Annotated in this window: 19 protein-coding genes; 8 read left to right on the top strand and 11 right to left on the bottom strand. The window is 68.4% G+C overall.

Annotated elements, in window-relative coordinates; all coding sequences use genetic code 11:
- Nucleotides 1-126: 126 nt before the first annotated feature.
- Nucleotides 127-522, top strand: coding sequence for a hypothetical protein (locus ACODSL_RS16735; RefSeq protein WP_488901859.1), 396 nt, complete (start codon nt 127-129; stop codon nt 520-522).
- Between the two features lie 101 nt (nt 523-623).
- Here the strand turns inward: ACODSL_RS16735 and ACODSL_RS16730 are convergent, their stop codons facing one another.
- From ACODSL_RS16730 to ACODSL_RS16685, 10 genes are all read right to left on the bottom strand, one after another.
- On the bottom strand, nt 624-1,136 hold the full coding sequence (locus ACODSL_RS16730) for a F0F1 ATP synthase subunit B (protein WP_488901858.1): 513 nt from the start codon (nt 1,134-1,136) through the stop codon (nt 624-626).
- Nucleotides 1,136-1,699 (bottom strand): F0F1 ATP synthase subunit B family protein, encoded by a 564-nt coding sequence (locus ACODSL_RS16725; RefSeq protein ID WP_488901857.1) that lies wholly within the window; start codon nt 1,697-1,699, stop codon nt 1,136-1,138. Before ACODSL_RS16725 ends, ACODSL_RS16730 begins: the two co-directional genes overlap by 1 nt.
- 61 nt (nt 1,700-1,760) lie before the next feature.
- Nucleotides 1,761-1,988, bottom strand: a complete 228-nt coding sequence (locus tag ACODSL_RS16720; protein ID WP_488901856.1) for a F0F1 ATP synthase subunit C — start codon at nt 1,986-1,988, stop codon at nt 1,761-1,763.
- A gap of 57 nt (nt 1,989-2,045) precedes the next feature.
- A complete protein-coding gene (locus ACODSL_RS16715) occupies nt 2,046-2,822 on the bottom strand; it encodes a F0F1 ATP synthase subunit A (RefSeq protein ID WP_488901855.1) in 777 nt (258 codons plus the stop codon).
- 8 nt (nt 2,823-2,830) lie between these two features.
- Nucleotides 2,831-3,190 carry an AtpZ/AtpI family protein gene (locus tag ACODSL_RS16710; RefSeq protein WP_488901854.1) on the bottom strand — a complete coding sequence of 120 codons (360 nt, stop codon included), beginning with the start codon at nt 3,188-3,190 and terminating at the stop codon, nt 2,831-2,833.
- A gap of 204 nt (nt 3,191-3,394) precedes the next feature.
- Nucleotides 3,395-4,447 (bottom strand): OmpA family protein, encoded by a 1,053-nt coding sequence (locus ACODSL_RS16705; protein ID WP_488901853.1) that lies wholly within the window; start codon nt 4,445-4,447, stop codon nt 3,395-3,397.
- 140 nt (nt 4,448-4,587) lie between these two features.
- The gene (locus ACODSL_RS16700; RefSeq protein WP_488901852.1) at nt 4,588-5,712 is read right to left on the bottom strand and encodes an ABC transporter permease; all 1,125 of its coding nucleotides are present in this window, start codon (nt 5,710-5,712) and stop codon (nt 4,588-4,590) included.
- Nucleotides 5,709-6,626: an ABC transporter ATP-binding protein gene (locus tag ACODSL_RS16695; RefSeq protein ID WP_488901851.1), complete on the bottom strand. Its 918-nt coding sequence runs from the start codon at nt 6,624-6,626 to the stop codon at nt 5,709-5,711. The genes ACODSL_RS16700 and ACODSL_RS16695 overlap by 4 nt, the downstream gene beginning before the upstream one ends.
- Nucleotides 6,623-7,603, bottom strand: a complete 981-nt coding sequence (locus ACODSL_RS16690) for an HlyD family secretion protein (RefSeq protein ID WP_488901850.1) — start codon at nt 7,601-7,603, stop codon at nt 6,623-6,625. The genes ACODSL_RS16695 and ACODSL_RS16690 overlap by 4 nt, the downstream gene beginning before the upstream one ends.
- Nucleotides 7,603-8,241 (bottom strand): TetR/AcrR family transcriptional regulator, encoded by a 639-nt coding sequence (locus ACODSL_RS16685; protein ID WP_488901849.1) that lies wholly within the window; start codon nt 8,239-8,241, stop codon nt 7,603-7,605. Before ACODSL_RS16685 ends, ACODSL_RS16690 begins: the two co-directional genes overlap by 1 nt.
- Nucleotides 8,242-8,382: 141 nt before the next feature.
- On the opposite strand from ACODSL_RS16685, the gene ACODSL_RS16680 reads away from it, so the two are divergent.
- Complete coding sequence (locus ACODSL_RS16680) at nt 8,383-8,727, top strand: hypothetical protein (RefSeq protein ID WP_488901848.1); 345 nt, start codon at nt 8,383-8,385, stop codon at nt 8,725-8,727.
- Here ACODSL_RS16680 and ACODSL_RS16675 read toward each other — a convergent pair.
- A complete protein-coding gene (locus tag ACODSL_RS16675) occupies nt 8,669-10,453 on the bottom strand; it encodes a cation:proton antiporter domain-containing protein (protein ID WP_488901847.1) in 1,785 nt (594 codons plus the stop codon). The two genes, ACODSL_RS16680 and ACODSL_RS16675, sit on opposite strands and share 59 nt — an antisense overlap.
- A gap of 83 nt (nt 10,454-10,536) precedes the next feature.
- Here ACODSL_RS16675 and ACODSL_RS16670 point away from each other — a divergent pair, with 83 nt between their 5' ends.
- The 6 genes from ACODSL_RS16670 to ACODSL_RS16645 all read left to right on the top strand — a co-directional run bounded on the left by ACODSL_RS16670 (nt 10,537) and on the right by ACODSL_RS16645 (nt 17,151).
- Nucleotides 10,537-10,938 (top strand): DUF2946 family protein, encoded by a 402-nt coding sequence (locus tag ACODSL_RS16670; protein WP_488901846.1) that lies wholly within the window; start codon nt 10,537-10,539, stop codon nt 10,936-10,938.
- 57 nt (nt 10,939-10,995) lie between these two features.
- Nucleotides 10,996-13,053 carry a TonB-dependent receptor family protein gene (locus ACODSL_RS16665; RefSeq protein ID WP_488901845.1) on the top strand — a complete coding sequence of 686 codons (2,058 nt, stop codon included), beginning with the start codon at nt 10,996-10,998 and terminating at the stop codon, nt 13,051-13,053.
- A gap of 56 nt (nt 13,054-13,109) precedes the next feature.
- Nucleotides 13,110-14,444, top strand: a complete 1,335-nt coding sequence (locus ACODSL_RS16660; protein WP_488901844.1) for a PepSY-associated TM helix domain-containing protein — start codon at nt 13,110-13,112, stop codon at nt 14,442-14,444.
- 17 nt (nt 14,445-14,461) lie between these two features.
- Nucleotides 14,462-14,938: a copper chaperone PCu(A)C gene (locus ACODSL_RS16655; RefSeq protein ID WP_488901843.1), complete on the top strand. Its 477-nt coding sequence runs from the start codon at nt 14,462-14,464 to the stop codon at nt 14,936-14,938.
- A gap of 23 nt (nt 14,939-14,961) precedes the next feature.
- A complete protein-coding gene (locus ACODSL_RS16650; protein WP_488901842.1) occupies nt 14,962-15,396 on the top strand; it encodes a copper chaperone PCu(A)C in 435 nt (144 codons plus the stop codon).
- 105 nt (nt 15,397-15,501) lie between these two features.
- A complete protein-coding gene (locus tag ACODSL_RS16645; RefSeq protein WP_488901841.1) occupies nt 15,502-17,151 on the top strand; it encodes an acyl-CoA synthetase in 1,650 nt (549 codons plus the stop codon).
- The last annotated feature ends 59 nt before the right edge of the window (nt 17,152-17,210 follow it).

The following is a 17,210-nucleotide window of genomic DNA, read 5'->3' as shown; positions in this document are numbered from 1 at the left end:
CTGTGAAGACTTTGTCATAACCGGAACGCGGTCCTTTACGCGCCGTTATCGGCTGCACATATCCACTTGTGCAGCGACGGGAACCCTCGGGAACGCGGCGCGACCAAGCCCGCTTTCACGTGACCCATGTCCCTCGTCCTGACGATGCCCCGCGCCTTCACGCCTGCCGATGACGCCGCCCGCGAGCTGATCTCGCGCGCCGCTCGCTGGCTGTTGATGGGGCTCGGCATCGCGATCATCGGCCTGGGTGTACTGATTGCACCGCTACCGGGACCGGGCGGCCTGCCGGTGATCGTGGTGGGGCTGATGGTCACGCTGCGCAACAGCTTCTGGGCCAAGCGGCAGTTCATCAAGTTCCAGCGCGCGCACCCGAAAATGGTCTTCCCGATCCGCCGCCTCCTGCGGCGCGAACCGGAAGTCATGCCGGTGATGTGGCAGGGCATCCTGCGAATGGAGCGCGTTGTCCTGCGCAAGGAACGGCGCTTCGTGAAGAAGGTGCGCAAGCACTTCCGCCGGCGCTAGATGCGAAAAAGGGGACATGTACCAAAGGTACGTGTCCCCCAATCCGGATCATCGATAGCTCGACTGGGGGACACGTACCTTCGGTACATGTCCCCGAAATACTACTGCAGGCGCGCGGCCATGCCGGCGATCGCCGCGTCGACCGACGGGTCCGACTTGGCCGAGGCCAGGCGGGCGGCGAGGATCTGTTCGGCGGCCTGGGCGGCCAGGTCGGCAGCCACGGCCTTGACCTCGGCGGCAGCTTCCGCCTCGGCGGAGGCGATCTTGCGTTCAGCCAGAGCGGCCCGGCGGGCGATCTGTTCTTCCAGCTTGATCTTGGCTTCGGCCGCCAGACGGACGGCGTCGTCCTCCGCGGCTTTCAGCATTTCGGCCGCATGACGTTCGGCGGTCTCCCGCTGGGCGCGGATGTCGGCCAGCATGGCCTCGGCCTCCGCTCGCAGACGGGCGGCCTCATCGAGGTCGGTCTGGATGGCGACCGACTTGGCGTCCAGCATGCCCGCGATCGTCGCGCGCGCCTTCCACCAGACGATGCCGAAGAACAGCAACAGGCCGACGCCGACCCAGAATTCGGGGTTCGACAGATCCCAGAAGTGGGCTTCGAAAAATGCGGGCATCAGGCGGCTCCTCCGGCGGCTTTCACCTCGGCCGCCGTGGCGGCCGTGCCGGTCAGCTTCTCAACGATGGCCCGGGTGGTCTCGCCGACAATGGCGCCGACGTCGGCCATGGCGCGGTCACGCATGGCGGCGATCCGGACCTCGGCCTCGGCGACCTTGGCGGCCACTTCGGTTTCGGCGAGAGCTGAACGCTCGGCGGCCTCGGCCATCGCCTTGGCGCGGGCTTCAGACGCAAGGCGTTGCGACTGGGCGCGGGCGTCCGCGACCTCGGCCTGGGCGGCCCTGGCCTGGTCCTGGGCTTCCGCCTGGACCTGTTTGGCTGCCTCCAGCGCGCCGTTGATCGCGTCGGCGCGTTCGTCGATCACCTTCCGCAAGCGGGGGGCGAAGACGCGCGAGATCAGCACGTAGAGAATCGCGAACAGCACCAGGAGGTAGGCGATCTGCCCACCCCAGTGCTGGAACTCGAACTGCGGAATGCCGCCGCCCGAGCCATGCTCGGCCGTCGTCGATTCGCCCGTGGCGGCCGCGTCGTGCGTGACCGCGGGCTCGTTTGGATCAGCCATGACCTGTTCGTCCCGTGGAAGGTTCGGCGACGCCGGAAGGGCGTCGCCGCTCATCCGGTCCTTAGGAGGCCGAGAAGATCAGGAAGCCGAGCACGAAGGCCAGGATGCCCAGGGCTTCGGCGAGGGCGGCGCCCACGAACAGGTTGCCGATCTGGCTGGCGGCGGCCGACGGGTTGCGCAGGGCGCCCGACAGGAAGTTGCCGAAGATGTTGCCCACGCCGATGCCGGCGCCGATCATGCCGAGGGTGGCGAGGCCCGCACCGATGTACTTGGCGGCTGCAGCGTCCATGATTCTCTTGTCCTAATTAGTCAGAAGGTGGGTTGGAGGTTTGGATTGGCCCGGCTTTTAGTGGGCGTGATCCAGATTGACCACATCATTCAGATAGATGCAGGCCAGGATGGCGAAGACGAAGGCCTGGAGGAAGGCTACCAGGAACTCCAGAGCCGTCAGGGCGACGACCATGCCCATCGACAGCAGGCCGACGGGTGCGCTGAGCAGGACGCCCAGACTGCCGCCGACGGCCACCGCGACGAAGCCGGCGAACACCTTCAGGGCGACGTGGCCGCCCATCATGTTGCCGAACAGACGAAGCGACAGGGTCAACGGGCGCAGGAAGAACGAGATCAGTTCGATGAAGCCGACGACGGGGCGCATCACCAGGGGGGCGCCCATCGGCCAGAACAGCTTCAGGAAGCCGAACCCGTTCTTGATCACGCCGATGATCATCACCAGCGCGAAGGTCAGCACGGCGAATGTGACGGTGATGGCCAGCTGGGACGTGACGGTGAACGTCAGCATCAGGCCGAGCATGTTCATGCCGAGGATCAGCAGGAACAGCGTGAAGACAAACGGGAAGTACTTCCGGCCCTCATGGCCGATCATCGACTCGGTCATGTTGTCGATCAGGCCGAAGACGCCTTCGCCCATGGTCTGAAGGCGGCCAGGCACGACCTTGGGGCTCGCGGTGACGACGCCGAGGAACGCCACGATCACGGCGAACACGATCGTCATGGCGAGGTGGGAATTGGTGAACGCGAGATCGACCGTTCCGACATACGGAAGGGTGATGTCGGGGAAATCGACAAGCTTGTGGATCTCGAACTGTTCCAGCGGACCAGCCATTGGGCCTTCTACTCCTGGTCTTCCCCGACGTGGGAAACCTGCGCCCTGCGCGCGGCTTCTTCCGCCTCTGCCTGCGCCATCAGCCGGTTGGCCGTACGGCGCGCCATATAAATCGACAGCGCGAAGCCCAGAAGGACCCCGCTGATCACACCCCAGGGCGTGGTGTGGGCCAGCCAGTCCACCACCGCACCCAGCGCGATCCCGAGCAACACTCCGCCCAGCAGTTCCGCGAGTATGCGGTAGGCCTGACTGGTCGCCGTCATCTCGCCGACCGGCGAGGGGGGACGGGTCGTTCGCGCCTTCAGCGCCCGAGCCCGTTCGTCGAGGCTGCGTAGCGCCTCTTCGCGCGGGTCGGCGGCCTTGGGCATGGGAGCGGTCGGGTCCGAAATCAGCCCGGAGAATGTTTCCCCGGGCCCGGCTTGATCGCGGCGGAACCTATAGGCCTCGCTGCAGTGCGTCAAGGTTGGGCGGATGGCCGCCAAGCCTTTGAATCAACAGTATTTCCATAGGCAAGGGCCCCGGTGTTTCCACCGGGGCCCCGCTTTGGTTCAGCTTTACGCCGAAGATCGGGATCAGAAGTTGATCGAGATCGTCGAACGGCGGTTCAGCGGTTCCTTCACACCATCGCCGGTGGCGACGGCGAGATCGGTTTCACCCTTCCAGTCCACGGCCAGCGTACCGGCCGAGACACCCAGGCCCACCAGCGCATCGGCGACGGCCTTGGCGCGGCGTTCCGACAGGCGGACGTTGTAGGCGGGCGAACCCGAGGAGTCGGTGTGACCCACGACCACGACGCGCGTGGCGCCGCCGGCTTGAGCGTACTGGGCCGCTTCAGACACCACCGACTGGGCTTCCGGCGTCAGCACGTACTGATCGAACGGGAAGTAGACGATGAATTCCCGGGCTTCGTACTGCGGCGGCGGAGGCGGCGGCGGCGGAGGCGGCGGGGGAGGCGGCGGGGGCGGAGGAGGCGGCGGCGGCGGGGGCGGCGGCGCGGCTTCTTCCTGGAAGCTGTAGCGGATGCCGACCGTCACCGACTGGTCGTTGTAGCTGCCAGTCATTTCACCGGCGGTGCCGCCACCCTGGAAGGTGAAGTCCTGGGTCTGGAAGTAGCGATAGGTCAGATCGACGTTCATCCGGTCGCTGGCCTTCGCCGTGAAACCGGCGATGCCTTGCCAGGCCCAGGCGATGTTCGAGTCATCGACAACCAGCGCCGGGGCGTTGACGGCTTGCAGCTGACCGCGGGCGATACCGACGCCCACGCCCAGGAACGGATGCAGATCCGAGTCAGGCAGAATGTCGAAAATGACATTTTCCATCAGCGAGAGCACTTCGAACTCGCCGGTGCTGCTGACGGACGGAACCTGAAGCGTGCCGGGACGCCAGCCGCCTTCGGCTTCCACGCGCCAGTTCGGCGAGAGGCGGTAGCCCAGGCGGGCCATCGCGGTCCAGTCGTCGTCTCCGTCGAGACTTCCCGGGCCAATGGCCGTGTCGAAGGTGGTGTTGTCGGACCAGTGGTAGCCAACGTCGACAGCGCCGTACCAGCCGCTGTCCTGAGCCGCCGCACCCGTCGCTGCGAGCGTCGTGACGGCCAAAGCCGCACCCGCCAGAAGCTTGAATTTCATAATGAGAGCCCTCTCCTGCTCGCGATGCGACCAAAGGCCGCTCGAAGTCTTTGTTATATCAACCCAGCATCGGTCGCCAAGTGTCGGTGAAGCCACACTGGAGCCTAATTTGGCCACAAGAACCGTGAACGGCGAGTTTCTCAGTCGAGGGTTGTGCGGAACCGCGCCATCGCGATCGAAACCACCACCAGGACGAACAGGCCGAGGGCCGCGAGGCTGGGCCAGAGGTCGACAACGCCCAGTCCCTTGAGCAACGCGCCACGCACGACCCTCAGGAAGTGGGTGACCGGAATGATGTTTCCGAGACCCTGAGCCCAGACAGGCATCCCCCGGAACGGAAACATGAAGCCGGAAAGCAGGATCGACGGGAAGATATAGAAGACCGACATCTGCATCGCCTGCAGCTGGTTGCGGGCCACCGTGGAGATGAGGAAGCCGAGCGCGAGGCTGCCGACGATGAACAGCAGAATGCCCAGCACCAGCGCGCCCCACCCGCCGCCGAATGGCACATCGAACAGCACCCGCGCGAGCGCCAGAATCACCACGGTCTGGACCAGCCCGACCAGAACGTAGGGCGCCAGCTTGCCGATCATCACCTCGAGCGGCTCGACCGGCGTGGCCAGCAGCGTCTCCATCGTGCCGCGCTCGTATTCCCGCGTAACGCCCAGCGCGGTCATCATCACCAGCGTCATCGACAGGATCACGCCCAGCAGGCCCGGTACGATGTTGTAGGCGGCGATGGCCTCCGGGTTGTAGCGGCGGTGGACGATCACCTCGAACGGGGCGGCCCCGCCTGCCCGACCCGCCACCGCGCCGGTCAGGTCGTGAACCAGCGCCTGCTGGGGCAGCGCCGACAGCGCGGCGATGGCCGACCCGGTGGCGGAAGGGTCGGAAGCGTCGGCCTCGACGAGAATCTGGGCCTGATCACCGCGCACGACGCGCCGACTGAAGTCGGCGGGGATTGTGATCGCGAACTGCACCCGGCCCCGTGAGATCGCCTGGTCGAGCTCTTCGGGCGTGCGCGCCACCTCGATAATGTCGAAATAATCACTGCGCGCCAGCGTCCCCAGGGTCGAGCGGGCGAACGCACCGTGGTCCTGCACCAGAACCGCGGTCGGCAGGTGATGGGGGTCATTGTTGATGGCGTATCCGAACAGCAGGAGCTGGACGATCGGCATGGCCAGGATCAGCGCATAGGTCAGCCGGTCGCGGGTCAGCTGCGTGAATTCCTTGATCAGGACCGCGAGAATCCGGGTGGCGCTCATTCGAAGTTGTCCTTCGACTGACCCATCAGGTGGATGAACACGTCCTCCAGCGTCGGCGAGACTTCGCTCCAGCGGAAAGGATCGCGTCGCCAGGGTGCGATGGCCGATTCGAGCGCTGCGCGGTCCGTTCCGCTGACATGCAGCGCCGCGCCGAACGGGGCGGCCATGACCACGCCGGGCTTGCCGGCCAGTTCGCGGGCCAGCCGGTCGGCGCCCGGCCCCTCGGCACGAAACGTCACCAGCCCCGATCGCGCGATGACTTCCGCGCCCGTGCCGCGCGCCATCAGCCGGCCGTAAGCGATGTAGGCGATGTCGTGGCAGCGCTCGGCTTCGTCCATATAGTGGGTGGAGACCATGACCGTCAGCCCCTCGGCCGACAGCGCGTGAATCTCGTCCCAGAACTCCCGGCGCGCCTTGGGATCCACGCCGGCGGTCGGCTCGTCCAGCAGCAGAAAGCGCGGCTCGTGCAGGATCGCGGAGGCCAGCGCCAGCCGCTGCTTCCAGCCGCCGGACAGGCTGCCGGCGAGTTGACGTCGCCGGTTTTCCAGGCCCAGCCGCTCCAGCGCCGCATCGACCCGCCGCTTGCGATGGTCGAGCCCGTAGACCCGCGCGACAAAGGTCAGGTTCTCCTCGATCGACAGGTCTTCGTAGAGCGAGAACCGCTGCGTCATGTAGCCGGTCTGGCGCTTGATCCGCTCCGCCTCGCGCCGGAAATCCAGGCCCAGCACCTCGCCCTCGCCGCTGTCGGGCGTCAGCAGGCCGCAGAGCATGCGCAGCGTGGTCGTCTTGCCCGATCCGTTGGGGCCCAGAAAGCCGGTGATCTTGCCCGTTTCGACCTGGATCGACAGGTCCTGAACGACATGCTTGTCGCCGAAGCTCTTGTTGAGCCCGCGGACATCGACCGCCAGGGTCACCGGTCGGTTCCCAGGGGCGTGACGTCGACAGGTTGGCCCGGAGCCAGTGCGCGGGGCGCGTTCGGGCGGGCCTCGATCAGGAACACCAGCCGGTCCCGGCTGTCGCGGCTGTAGATGATCGGCGGCGTGAACTCCGGCCGCGGGCTGACATAGTCGATCGTCGCCGACAGGCCGCGGGCGCAGCCGTCACAGCTGAACGCGACCCGTTGGCCGATCCCGTAACGCGACAGATCCTTCTGCGGCACGAAGAACCGCACCTTCACGCGGTCGTCGGGGATCAGCGACACGACAGGCTGGTTCGCCGCGGCCCATTCCCCGGCCTGGTAGAAGACCTGTTCGACGCGGGCGTCGGCCGGCGCGCGCGGGCCCGTGCGGTCGAGCTGCGCCTGGGCGGCGGCGAGGGCGTCGCGCGCCTGCTGGACCTGCGCCTCGCCGGCGCGGACGGCGTCCGGCCGGGCGCCCAGGGTCTGGGCCGTCCGCTGGCTGGTTACGGCGTTGAGGTTGGCGACGGCCGAGTCGCGGGCGGCGCGCACGGTGTCGAGGCGGGCGGGGGCGTAGATGCCCTGCTTCACCAGCGGCGCGATGCGGTTGTATTCGGCCTGGGCCTGACGGACGGCGGCCTCGGCGGCGGCGCGCTGGGCGTCGGTGACGGCGAGTTCCTGCGGCCTCTGACCCTTCCGGGCGTCGTCGAGCCGGGCCTCCGCCTCGGCCAGGACAGCGGCGGCCTGGTCGCGCTGTGCGACCAGCGGCGTCGCGTCGAGCGCGAACAGGGGCTGACCGGCCGTGACCCGCTGACCACGGACGACCGCCACGGTCGAAACCGCCCCGGCCGTCGAGGACGAAAGATAGAGCGCCTCGCCCTCGATGTAGCCGGACAGGGCGCCGTCCCGGGCGGGCTTGCGGCCAAACATCCACCAGGCGCCTGCTCCGGCGAGCACGACAACCACCGCGACGGCGATGCGGACTTTCGGGGTCATCAGCGGCCTCCTTCGGTCAGAAGACCGTTCAGGACGGTCTCGACATGTTGCTGCGCCAGCGCTCTCAGATCGAGCGGCCGCGCGCCGGCCGGCTCGAGCACTTCGCGCCATAGCAGGCCCATGAGCATCGGCCCGATCAGCGACAGCGCATGGTATCGGGAGTCCCCGGGCCGGACCTCTCCCCTCGCCTGGGCCCGCTCGATCAGGCCGGTCAGGACGCCGAGCATCCGGGCGACCACTTCGTCGTGCCAGACCCGGGCCAGCTCAGGAAAGTTGCGCGACTCGGCGATGACCATCTTGGCCACCGGCCCGACCGGCGAGACGACCATCATCTCGGCGGCCCGGCCCAGCAGCATCCGCGCGACCTGCGCGAACGGCAGATCGATGGCCGCGGCCAACGCCTCGACCGCGGCGATGTTGGGGCTGACCGCGTCGCGCACCACGGCGGCGAACAGGTCCTGCTTGGTCTCGAAGTAGAGATAGAGCGCGCCCTTGCTCACCCCGGCGCGGGCGGCGATGTCGTCCAGGCGGGCGGCGGCGAAGCCCTTCTCGGCGAACACCTCCAGCGCCGCGGCGACGATTTCGCCGGGGCGGGCTTCCTTGCGTCGCCGCCATCGGGGTTCGCCGAGCGGAAGCATGGGTCCTCGCGTTTATAACTGACTGGTCAGTTATTTAATTTCCGCGCCCACGAGTCAAGCCGCGCCGCTGTCTGAAACAGCGCGGGACGCCCGGTGGATTGAGGTTATGCTGCGGCCAACACTCCGCCGGCGAGACGATCCATGACCCTGCAACATCCCCTCGCGCGTCGGTTCGGCATGATCTGGGCGGCCGCTTCGGTGTTCCAGATTCCGGTGATCATGCTGACCGCGCCGACGGGCAGCCTGCTCACGGATGTCCTCAAGGCCATCGCCTTCGGCTTCGCCCTGGCCCTGCTGGGCGGCATCGTGTTGCTGCTGGGCCGGAAGCGCGAGGACGGCGCCCTGATTCCGGCCCTCGTGCTGGTGGCGCTGGTGTCGTTCGCCCTGGCCTATCCGGCGATGAAGGGCGGCGCCCTCAACGGCCACTTCAGAGCTTCACCCCATCCCGCAGCCGACGCCGCCCGCCCAGCGCCTCCGGCCGGTTGAGCTCCTTGCGGAACTCGTCGCGTCGCTCGTGGATCGAGGCGATGACAAGGCCCATCGGGATGCCGATATCGACCAGCGCCGCCTCCGACAGCTGCAGCGAAGCCTCGATTGTCTCCGGCACAGCGTCGGTCGCCCCTAGCTCGTAGAGCCGCTTGGCGTGTCGTGCGTCGCGGGCCCGGGCGACGATGGTCAGGTCCGGACGCAGCTCGCGAGCCGTGGCGACCACAACCTCGTTGCCTTCGGGATTGTCCATTGTCACGACCAGCGCGCGGGCGGTGTCCAGCCCGCAGCGGCGCAGGAATTCCGCCCGCGAGGCGTCGCCATAGAAGATGTCGACCCCGGCCCGGCGTCCGGCCTCCACCAGCTTCGGGTCCCGCTCGGCGGCCACCCAGGGAATCTCGTGCCGGCCGAGCATGTCGCCGACCAGCCGCCCGACGCGGCCGTAGCCGATCACGAGGACCGTGGGCGCGTCTGTCGTGGCGACCGGGTCAACGGCCACGCTGGCAGCCGGATTGGCGCCGGGACGTCCGCCCAGCTTCGCGCCGAGGGCGGCCAGAACCGGAATGCAGAACATCGTCAGGGTCGAGGCGACCAGCACCGTACGGCCCACCTCGCGACCGACGAGACCGCTGTTCATCGCCGTGTCGAGAATGACGAAGGCGAACTCGCCGCCGGCCGCCAGCAGCAGGCCGGCCTCCAGCGCCTTGCGCGGCTTGAGCCCGAAGATCAGTCCCAGGACGAACACCACGCTGCCGATCAGCAGCAGCGCACCGACGGCCATGCCGACGATCATCACCGGCTTCTGCACCAGCAGGGACAGGTCGAGGCCGATGCCGATCGACAGGAAGAACAGGCCCAGAAGCAGGCCATTGAACGGCTCGATGGTGACCTCGACCTCGTGACGGTACTCGGTCTCGGCCAGCAGCAGTCCGGCGATGAAGGCGCCCAGCGCCATCGACAGGCCCGTCAGCGCGGCCACCAGCCCGGCGCCGATGACGATCAGCAGCGAGGCGGCCATGAACAGCTCTTCGCTCTTGGCCCGCGCCACCGACTTCATCATCGGCCGCAGCAACAGCCGGCCGAACGCCACCAGCGCCACGATGCCGATAGCCGCCGGGGCGAAGGTCAGCAGCATCCTGGGCGAGAAGATCTCGCCGCCGCCCTGGCTGCCGATGACTGTCAGCGTAATGAGGATCGGCGCGACCGCGAGATCCTGGAACAGCAGCACGGCGAACGTCGCCCGCCCGGCCTGGCTGTGCTGGCGTTTGCTCTCGGCCAGCAGCGGCATGACCATCGCCGTGGATGACAGGGCCAGCGCCGCGCCGATGGCGGCGGCGGCCTGCAGCGGCTGGCCGAACCAGACGGCCACGGCGGCGATGGCTACGGAACAGACGGCCACCTGCAGCGCGCCCATGCCGAATACGAACCGCCGCATCAGCCTCAGCCGTTCCCAGCTCAGCTCAAGCCCGATCATGAACAGCAAGAAGACGACCCCGAACTCGGCCAACTGGGCGACGTCCTGGGGCTTCTCGATGGTGACGGCGGCCAGCCATGGGATGCTATCCGCGAGGGCGCCCAGACCGTAGGGGCCCAGCACGACACCGGCGCCGAGGAACCCGAGAATCGGACTGATCCGCCAGCGCCGGAACAGCGGCACCACCACGCCCGCCGTGGCCAGGAACAGCACGACGTCCTTGTACTCGCCGGGAGATACCTCCGCCGCCATGCCGCCTCCGGATTGCCAGTGGCTCTATATGGGGGCCGGCGAACCGCTTGCGAAACCCCGCGTGGGGGCGTAGTCGCCCGAGCATGCGCAGCAGCAGCCATGTCCGGCGGCCCGCGCGTCGCGGCGCCCTGCCCGCGGCGCTGGCCCTGCTCGCGCTCTGCGTCCAGCTGCTCATTCCGGCCGCATCCCTTGCCACGGAAGCGAAAGGCGACGCCCGGACGGTCGTGCTCTGCACGGTCGACGGGACGAAGACCGTCACGATTCCAGGCGGCGATACGCAGCATCACGGCTTCGGCGGACTGAAGTGTCACGACTGCGTCATGGCGTCGATCGCGGTCGTCTCACCCGGTGATGCGCCTGCACTGCCCGTTCGATATGCGGCCGAATCGCGTCTCGCGCCGATCGCCCGCACCAGTCGCCTGCCCGGCGCACGTGCGCCGCCGCGTCCCCCCTCCACCGGACCACCCGCCTTCCAGACCGCCTGACCCTTCGCCGGGCGCGCCGACGCGCGCCCTGTCAGACCTTTCTGGAATTCCATTCACATGACCAAGATCCAAGGCGCGCGCCTGCGCGCCCTCCTCCTCGGCGCGAGCTGTCTCGCCGCGCCCGCTTTCGCCCACGCCGCCGATACGCCGACCACGGTCGACTCCGTCATCGTCACCGCCCGCCCCGATCCGGAAGACCCCGCGGTCGTGGGCGACGCCCGCAAGCGTCTGTCGCGCACACCGGGCGCCGTTTCTGTCATCTCGGCCGAATCCTTCGCCAGCCGCGAGGCCCTGGCCTTCGACGACATGCTGCGCGACGCCCCCGGCGTCTACGCCCAGCGCAAGTGGGGCGGCGATGTGCGCATCTCGATCCGCGGTTCGGGCATCGGCAACGCCAACCACAACCGCGGTCTGCTGCTGGCCCAGGACGGCGTGCCGCTGAACGAGGCGGACGGCTACGGCGACAGCCAGATCGCCGATCCCCTGACCACGCGGTTCGTCGAGGTCTATCGCGGCGGCAACGCCCTGCGCTTTGGCGGCTCCCTGCTCGGCGGCGCGATCAACATGGTCACCCCCACCGGCGCCACCGCCGGCTTCGAGCAGCAGGTCCGCGTCGACGGCGGGTCATTCGACCTGCTGCGCGAGAATCTCGCCCTCGCCCGGGAGGCCGGCGACTGGGACGTTTATGTCGCCGGCACCAACCAGACCGCCCAGGGCTGGCGCCCGCAAAGCCAGCAGAACATCCAGTTCGGCTCGCTCAATCTCGGCCGGTCGTTCGGCGAGGACCGTGAGGTGCGGCTGATCGTCAATGGCTCGAACATCAACCAGGAAATCCCCGGCGTCCTGACCCGGGCGCAGTTCCAGGCCAATCCGCGCCGGCCGGCGCCGGCGAACTACGCCAATGACCAGAGCCGCAACCAGCGCGGCCTGCGCGCCTCCCTGCGCACCACCTGGCGGCTCAGCGACAGCACGGTGTTCGAGGGCGCGGTCTACGGCCTGTGGAAGGACCTCGACCACCCGATCTTCCAGGTCATCGACCAGCAGAGCCGCAACTGGGGCGCCTTCGGCCGACTCGACTGGCAGGGCGAGATCGGCGGCCTGAAGGCCGACGCCTATGCGGGCCTCTGGCTGCGCACCGGCGACATGGACTCCAACTTCTACGTCAACCTGAAGGGCGCCCGGGGCGCGCCACGCTCGCGCACCCTGCAGAATGCCGACGCCGCGGACGTCTTCGCCGAGGGCCGGCTGTTCGTCACCGACCGCCTCGCCCTCGTCGGCGGCGGGACCTGGGGCCGGGCCGGGCGCGACTACCAGAGCTTCGCCCTGCCGGGCGTGGCCGGGACCTTCAACCTGAAGGCTGCGAAGGACTACGACTGGTTCGCCCCGCGCATCGGCCTCCTGTGGGAAGCCGAGGACGGCGCGCAGCTGTTCGCCAACCTGACCAAATCCGTCGAGCCGCCGAACTTCGGCTCGATGTCGCCGACCGGGACCGGCTTCGCCCCGGTTCAGGCGCAGGAAGCCTGGACCGCCGAGGCCGGCGCGCGGGGGCGCCGCGGCCCGTTCACCTGGGACGTCACGATCTACCGTGCGGTGCTCGACAAGGAGATGCTGCAGTATACGGTCGCGCCGGGCATCCCGGCGTCGACCTTCAACGCCGACCGCACGATCCATCAGGGTCTCGAGGCGGCGCTGGACTGGCGGCTCACCCCGCAATGGCGGCTGCGCCAGACCTGGACCTGGTCGGACTTCCGCTTCGACGGCGACGTTCAGTACGGCAACAACCGCCTGCCGATCGTGCCCGAACACTTCTATCGGGCGGAACTGCGGTATGAGGCGCCGGCCGGCTGGTTCGTCGCGCCGTCGGTGGAATGGTCGGCCTCGGACATCACCGTCGACTACCGCAACACCACGACGGCTCCGTCCTATGCGGTGTTCAATCTGAACGCCGGCTGGAAGGTCAAAAACGGGATCAGCCTGTTCCTCGACGCCCGCAACCTGACTGACGAGGCCTATGTCTCCAACGTCCAGGCGGCGATCCTCGCGGGTCCGGCCACCGCCGCCTACTGGCCAGGTGACGGCCGGTCGCTGTTCGGCGGTCTGACGGTCTCGTTCTAGTCCAAGCAACCCGAGGGCGGCGGCGTAGCTCGCCGCCGCCCGTCCGGAGACAAGCCATGTCGGTCGACGACACCCTGCCCGGCGCGAGCCGCCTCTACCGCACCATCTGGCGCTGGCACTTCTACGCCGGCCTGATCTGCCTGCCCTTCTTCATCCTGCTGGCGTCCACCGGCGCGCTGTATCTGTTCCGGGACGAGCTCGCTCCGGTGCTCGAACACCACCGACTGATTGTCGAACCGACGACGGCCGCCTCCCTGTCGCCAGAAACGCTGATCGATCGGGCCCGGGCCGTGCAGCCCGGAACGCCGGTCCGCTTCACGCCGCCCCCGGCGCCGGACCGTTCGGCCGAGGTGGGGATTCGCGATCCGAAGGGCGAAGTCATGTCGGTGTTCCTGGTTCCCTCGACCGGCGCGGTGCTGGGCCGGATCGCCGACGAACAGCGGCCCATGAAGCTGATCAGCCACATCCACAGCCTGGAGATACTCGGCAAGGCACCCAACCTGATCATCGAAGTGGTCGGTGGCTGGGCCATTCTTCTCGTTGCTTCCGGCATCTTCCTCTGGTGGCCACGCGGCCGGACAGAGGGCGTGGTCACCTTGCGCGCAACCCCCGCCAGACGCGTCTGGTGGCGGGACCTTCATGCGGTGACCGGCGCCTTCGCCTGCGTCACCCTGCTGTTCCTGGCCGTGACCGGCATGCCCTGGTCAGGGTTCTGGGGTGAGAATTTCCGGCGCCTGGTCAACGAGTCCGGCCTCGGCATGCCGGCCCAGGTCAAGGCGACCGCTGTCGCGTCGGACGCGGCGCTGGCGGCGACGAAGTCCGGCTCCTGGACGATGGACCCATCGGCCACCCCGACCGTCGCGGTGTCCGGCCCCCGCCCCATCCCGATCGCCGACATCCTGGCCATCGCCGCCCGGCGCGGGGTCGTCCCCGGCTACGCCGTCCGGCTGCCGACCTCGGCCGGCGGTGTCTACACCATCCAGAGCTACCCCCGGCAGGCAACCGGGCAGCGCGTCATCCACCTCGACCAGTACAGCGGCCGGGTCATCGCCGACGTCGGCTTCCAGGCCTACGGGCCGGTGTCGAAGGCGGTCGAATGGGGCATTGCCGTCCATACCGGCGGTCAGTACGGACTGATCAACCAACTGGTCATGCTGGCGGGATGCCTGGCCATCATCACGCTCAGCGTCTCGGCGGCGGTGATGTGGTGGCGACGGCGGCCGGTGGGCCGGCTGGCCGCGCCCCCCGCCCAGCCGGGACCGGTCAGCGGCTTCGCCCTCTTCGCCCTCGCGACCGGTTTGATCTTCCCGCTGCTCGGCCTGTCAATTCTGCTGGCGTTCGCCGTCGACAGGCTTGCGCCGCAGGCCCTGAAGCTGAAACACGCACTCTAGATCGAAAGGGACATTCCATGCGTCTCGCGCCTGTCTTCGCCGCCCTGCTTCTCGCCGCCTGCTCGCCCGCGAAGCCGCCGTCCTACAGCAGCGCCGGCATCGCGGTCGCCGAGCCGTTCAGCCGCCCGGCGCCCGCCGGCGGCACCGGCGCCGGGTTCTTCTCGGTGACCAACAACAACACCGGTCCCGATGTCCTGATCGCCGTCGAATCGCCGATCGCGGCCAGGGTGAGGATGCATGAGACCTCCATGGCTGACGGCATGATGCGGATGGATGAACTCAAGGACGGCGTTCCGCTCAAGGCCGGTCAGACGGTCAGGTTCCAGCCGGGCGGCAAGCACGTGATGTTCATCGGACTGACACAGCCTCTGAAGGCAGGCGACCGCATTCCCGCCACGCTGGTCTTCCGCAACGCGGGCCGCACGCCGATCGAACTGGTCGTTCGCGGGGGCGGCATGCCCGGAATGGCCGGCATGGCCCCCCACGATCACTAGATACCCTGCCCAGGAGCTTTCCGATGAAACCCCTTGTCTTCGCCGCCGCCGTCGCCCTGATCGCCGCCCCCGTGCTCGCCGCCTCGGGCCCGCAGGTCAGCCAGGCTTGGTCCCGCCCCGCGCCCCAGGGCGGCAACGGCGCCGGCTACGCCGTAATCACCAACACCGGCCCCGCCGCCGACACGCTGATCGCGGTCAGCAGCCCGGTCGCGGCGCGCGTCGAAATCCACGAGACGATAGTGATGAATGGCCAGGCGATGATGCACCCCCGTCCAGGTGGGCTCGACGTTCCGGCCGGTTCGACCGTCGCCCTGAAGCCCGGCGGCTGGCACATCATGCTGATGGGCCTGAAGCAGCCCCTGAAAGCGGGCGACCACTATCCGGCGACCCTGACCTTCAAGAAGGCCGGCAAGGTGACGGTCCAGTTTTCCGTCCAGTCGACAGCCCCCGCCGGCTGAAATTCCCCACTGCGGTAACGCGGGGTCACGCGTTGACAGGGCATGGGTGAACGCCGCTAACTCGTCCCTCAGGCCCGTCAGAGGCCGATACGGGAGAGTGCGCGCATGTCCGGCTGGAACTTCGCCGACGTCTGGGAAGAGATCGCCGCGGCGGCGCCGGACAGGCCGGCCCAGATTCGCGGTCGGCGCGTCATCAGCTGGGGCGACTTCGATCGCCGCGCCAACGCCCTCGCGGCCCACATGCTCAAGGCCGGCCTCAGCCATCAGGCCAAGGTCGCGGCCTACCTCTACAACACTCCGGAGTACCTCGAGACCTACTACGCGGCGTTCAAGGCCAGCCTGGCGCCGGTCAACACCAACTACCGCTACGAGACCGAGGAGCTGCTCTATCTCTTCGACAACGCCGACGCCGAGGCGATCGTCTTCCATGCCGGATTCGCGCCCAAGCTCGAGGCCATCAAGGACCGCCTGACCAAGGTGAAGTGCTGGATCGCCGTGGCCGACGAAGGCGCGCCGATCCCGGCCTGGGCTACCGAATACGAGAGCATCGCCGCGCCCGGGGCCGACCGCGTCGTCGCGCCTCAAGGTCGGTCGGGCGACGATCTGCTGTTGCTCTACACCGGCGGCACGACCGGCATGCCCAAGGGCGTGATGTGGCGTCAGGACGACCTGTTCCAGGTGCTCGGCGCCGGCGGCAATGTGCTGGCGATGATCCCGCCGCTGGAGACGCCGCACGAGGCCGGCGTCCGCGTCCGCACCGGCCGCGCCGGCGACATGCACCTGCCGCCGCCGACCAGCCTGGTCGCCGCCTGCCCCCTGATGCACGGCACGGCCCAGTTCGGCAGCTTTGGCGCCATGACCGGCGGCGGCTGCATCATCACCCTGCCCTCCCTGCGTTTCAGCGCCGAAGAACTGTTCGACGAGGTCGACCGCCTGCGGGCCAACAGCATCTCGATCGTCGGGCTGGCCTTCGCCACGCCGATGCTCGAGACGCTCGACGCCAATCCGGGGCGCTGGGATCTCAGCTGCATCACCCGCATCGGCTCGTCCGGCACGGTCTGGAGCCATGAGAACAAGCAGGCGCTGCTGAAGCATCTGCCGCCCGGCGCCATGCTCATGGACAGCCTCGGCTCGTCAGAGGCCGTGGGCCTTGGCGGATCGACCTCCGTCGCCGGCGCCGAGGCGACCACCGCCCAGTTCCTCGTCGGGCCGAACGCGGCGGTGTTCAAGGAAGACGGAACCCGCGTCGAACCGGGCAGCGGCGAGCGCGGGCTGGTCGCCGTCGGCGGCTTCATCCCGACGGGCTACTACAAGGACCCGGAGAAGTCGGCCAAGACCTTCCAGACCTTCGAGGGGCGCCGCTGGTCTGTGCCCGGCGACTTCGCCGAAGTGAACGAGGACGGCACGATCAAGCTGCTCGGCCGCGGCTCGCAGGTGATCAACACCGGCGGCGAAAAGGTCTTCCCCGAAGAGGTCGAGGAGGCGCTCAAGACCCATCCTCTGGTCCGTGACGCCGTCGTCGTCGGCGTGCCGGACAAGCGGTTCGGTGAACGCATCTGCGCTGTGGTCGACGTCGGCTCGGCGACGGCTCCCGGACTCGCCGAACTGGCTGCCCACGTGCGCGGCCGGCTGGCCGACTACAAGGCTCCGCGTGAACTGGTTGTGGCCCCGGTCCACCGCGCCGCCAACGGCAAGGTCGACTACAAGGCGGTGCGCATCCAGGCGCTCGCGGCGCTTGGAGTCACGGCGGCGTAGCGGCGACGGGGACCTGAACCGGGTTCCCGCGCAACCGCTGCCCTAGATGACTCTTTTGT

This window comes from Caulobacter sp. FG121 (genome assembly GCF_057809815.1).
The sequence above is the reverse complement of the archived record's forward strand: the minus strand, read 5'-3'. Positions and strand labels throughout refer to the sequence as shown.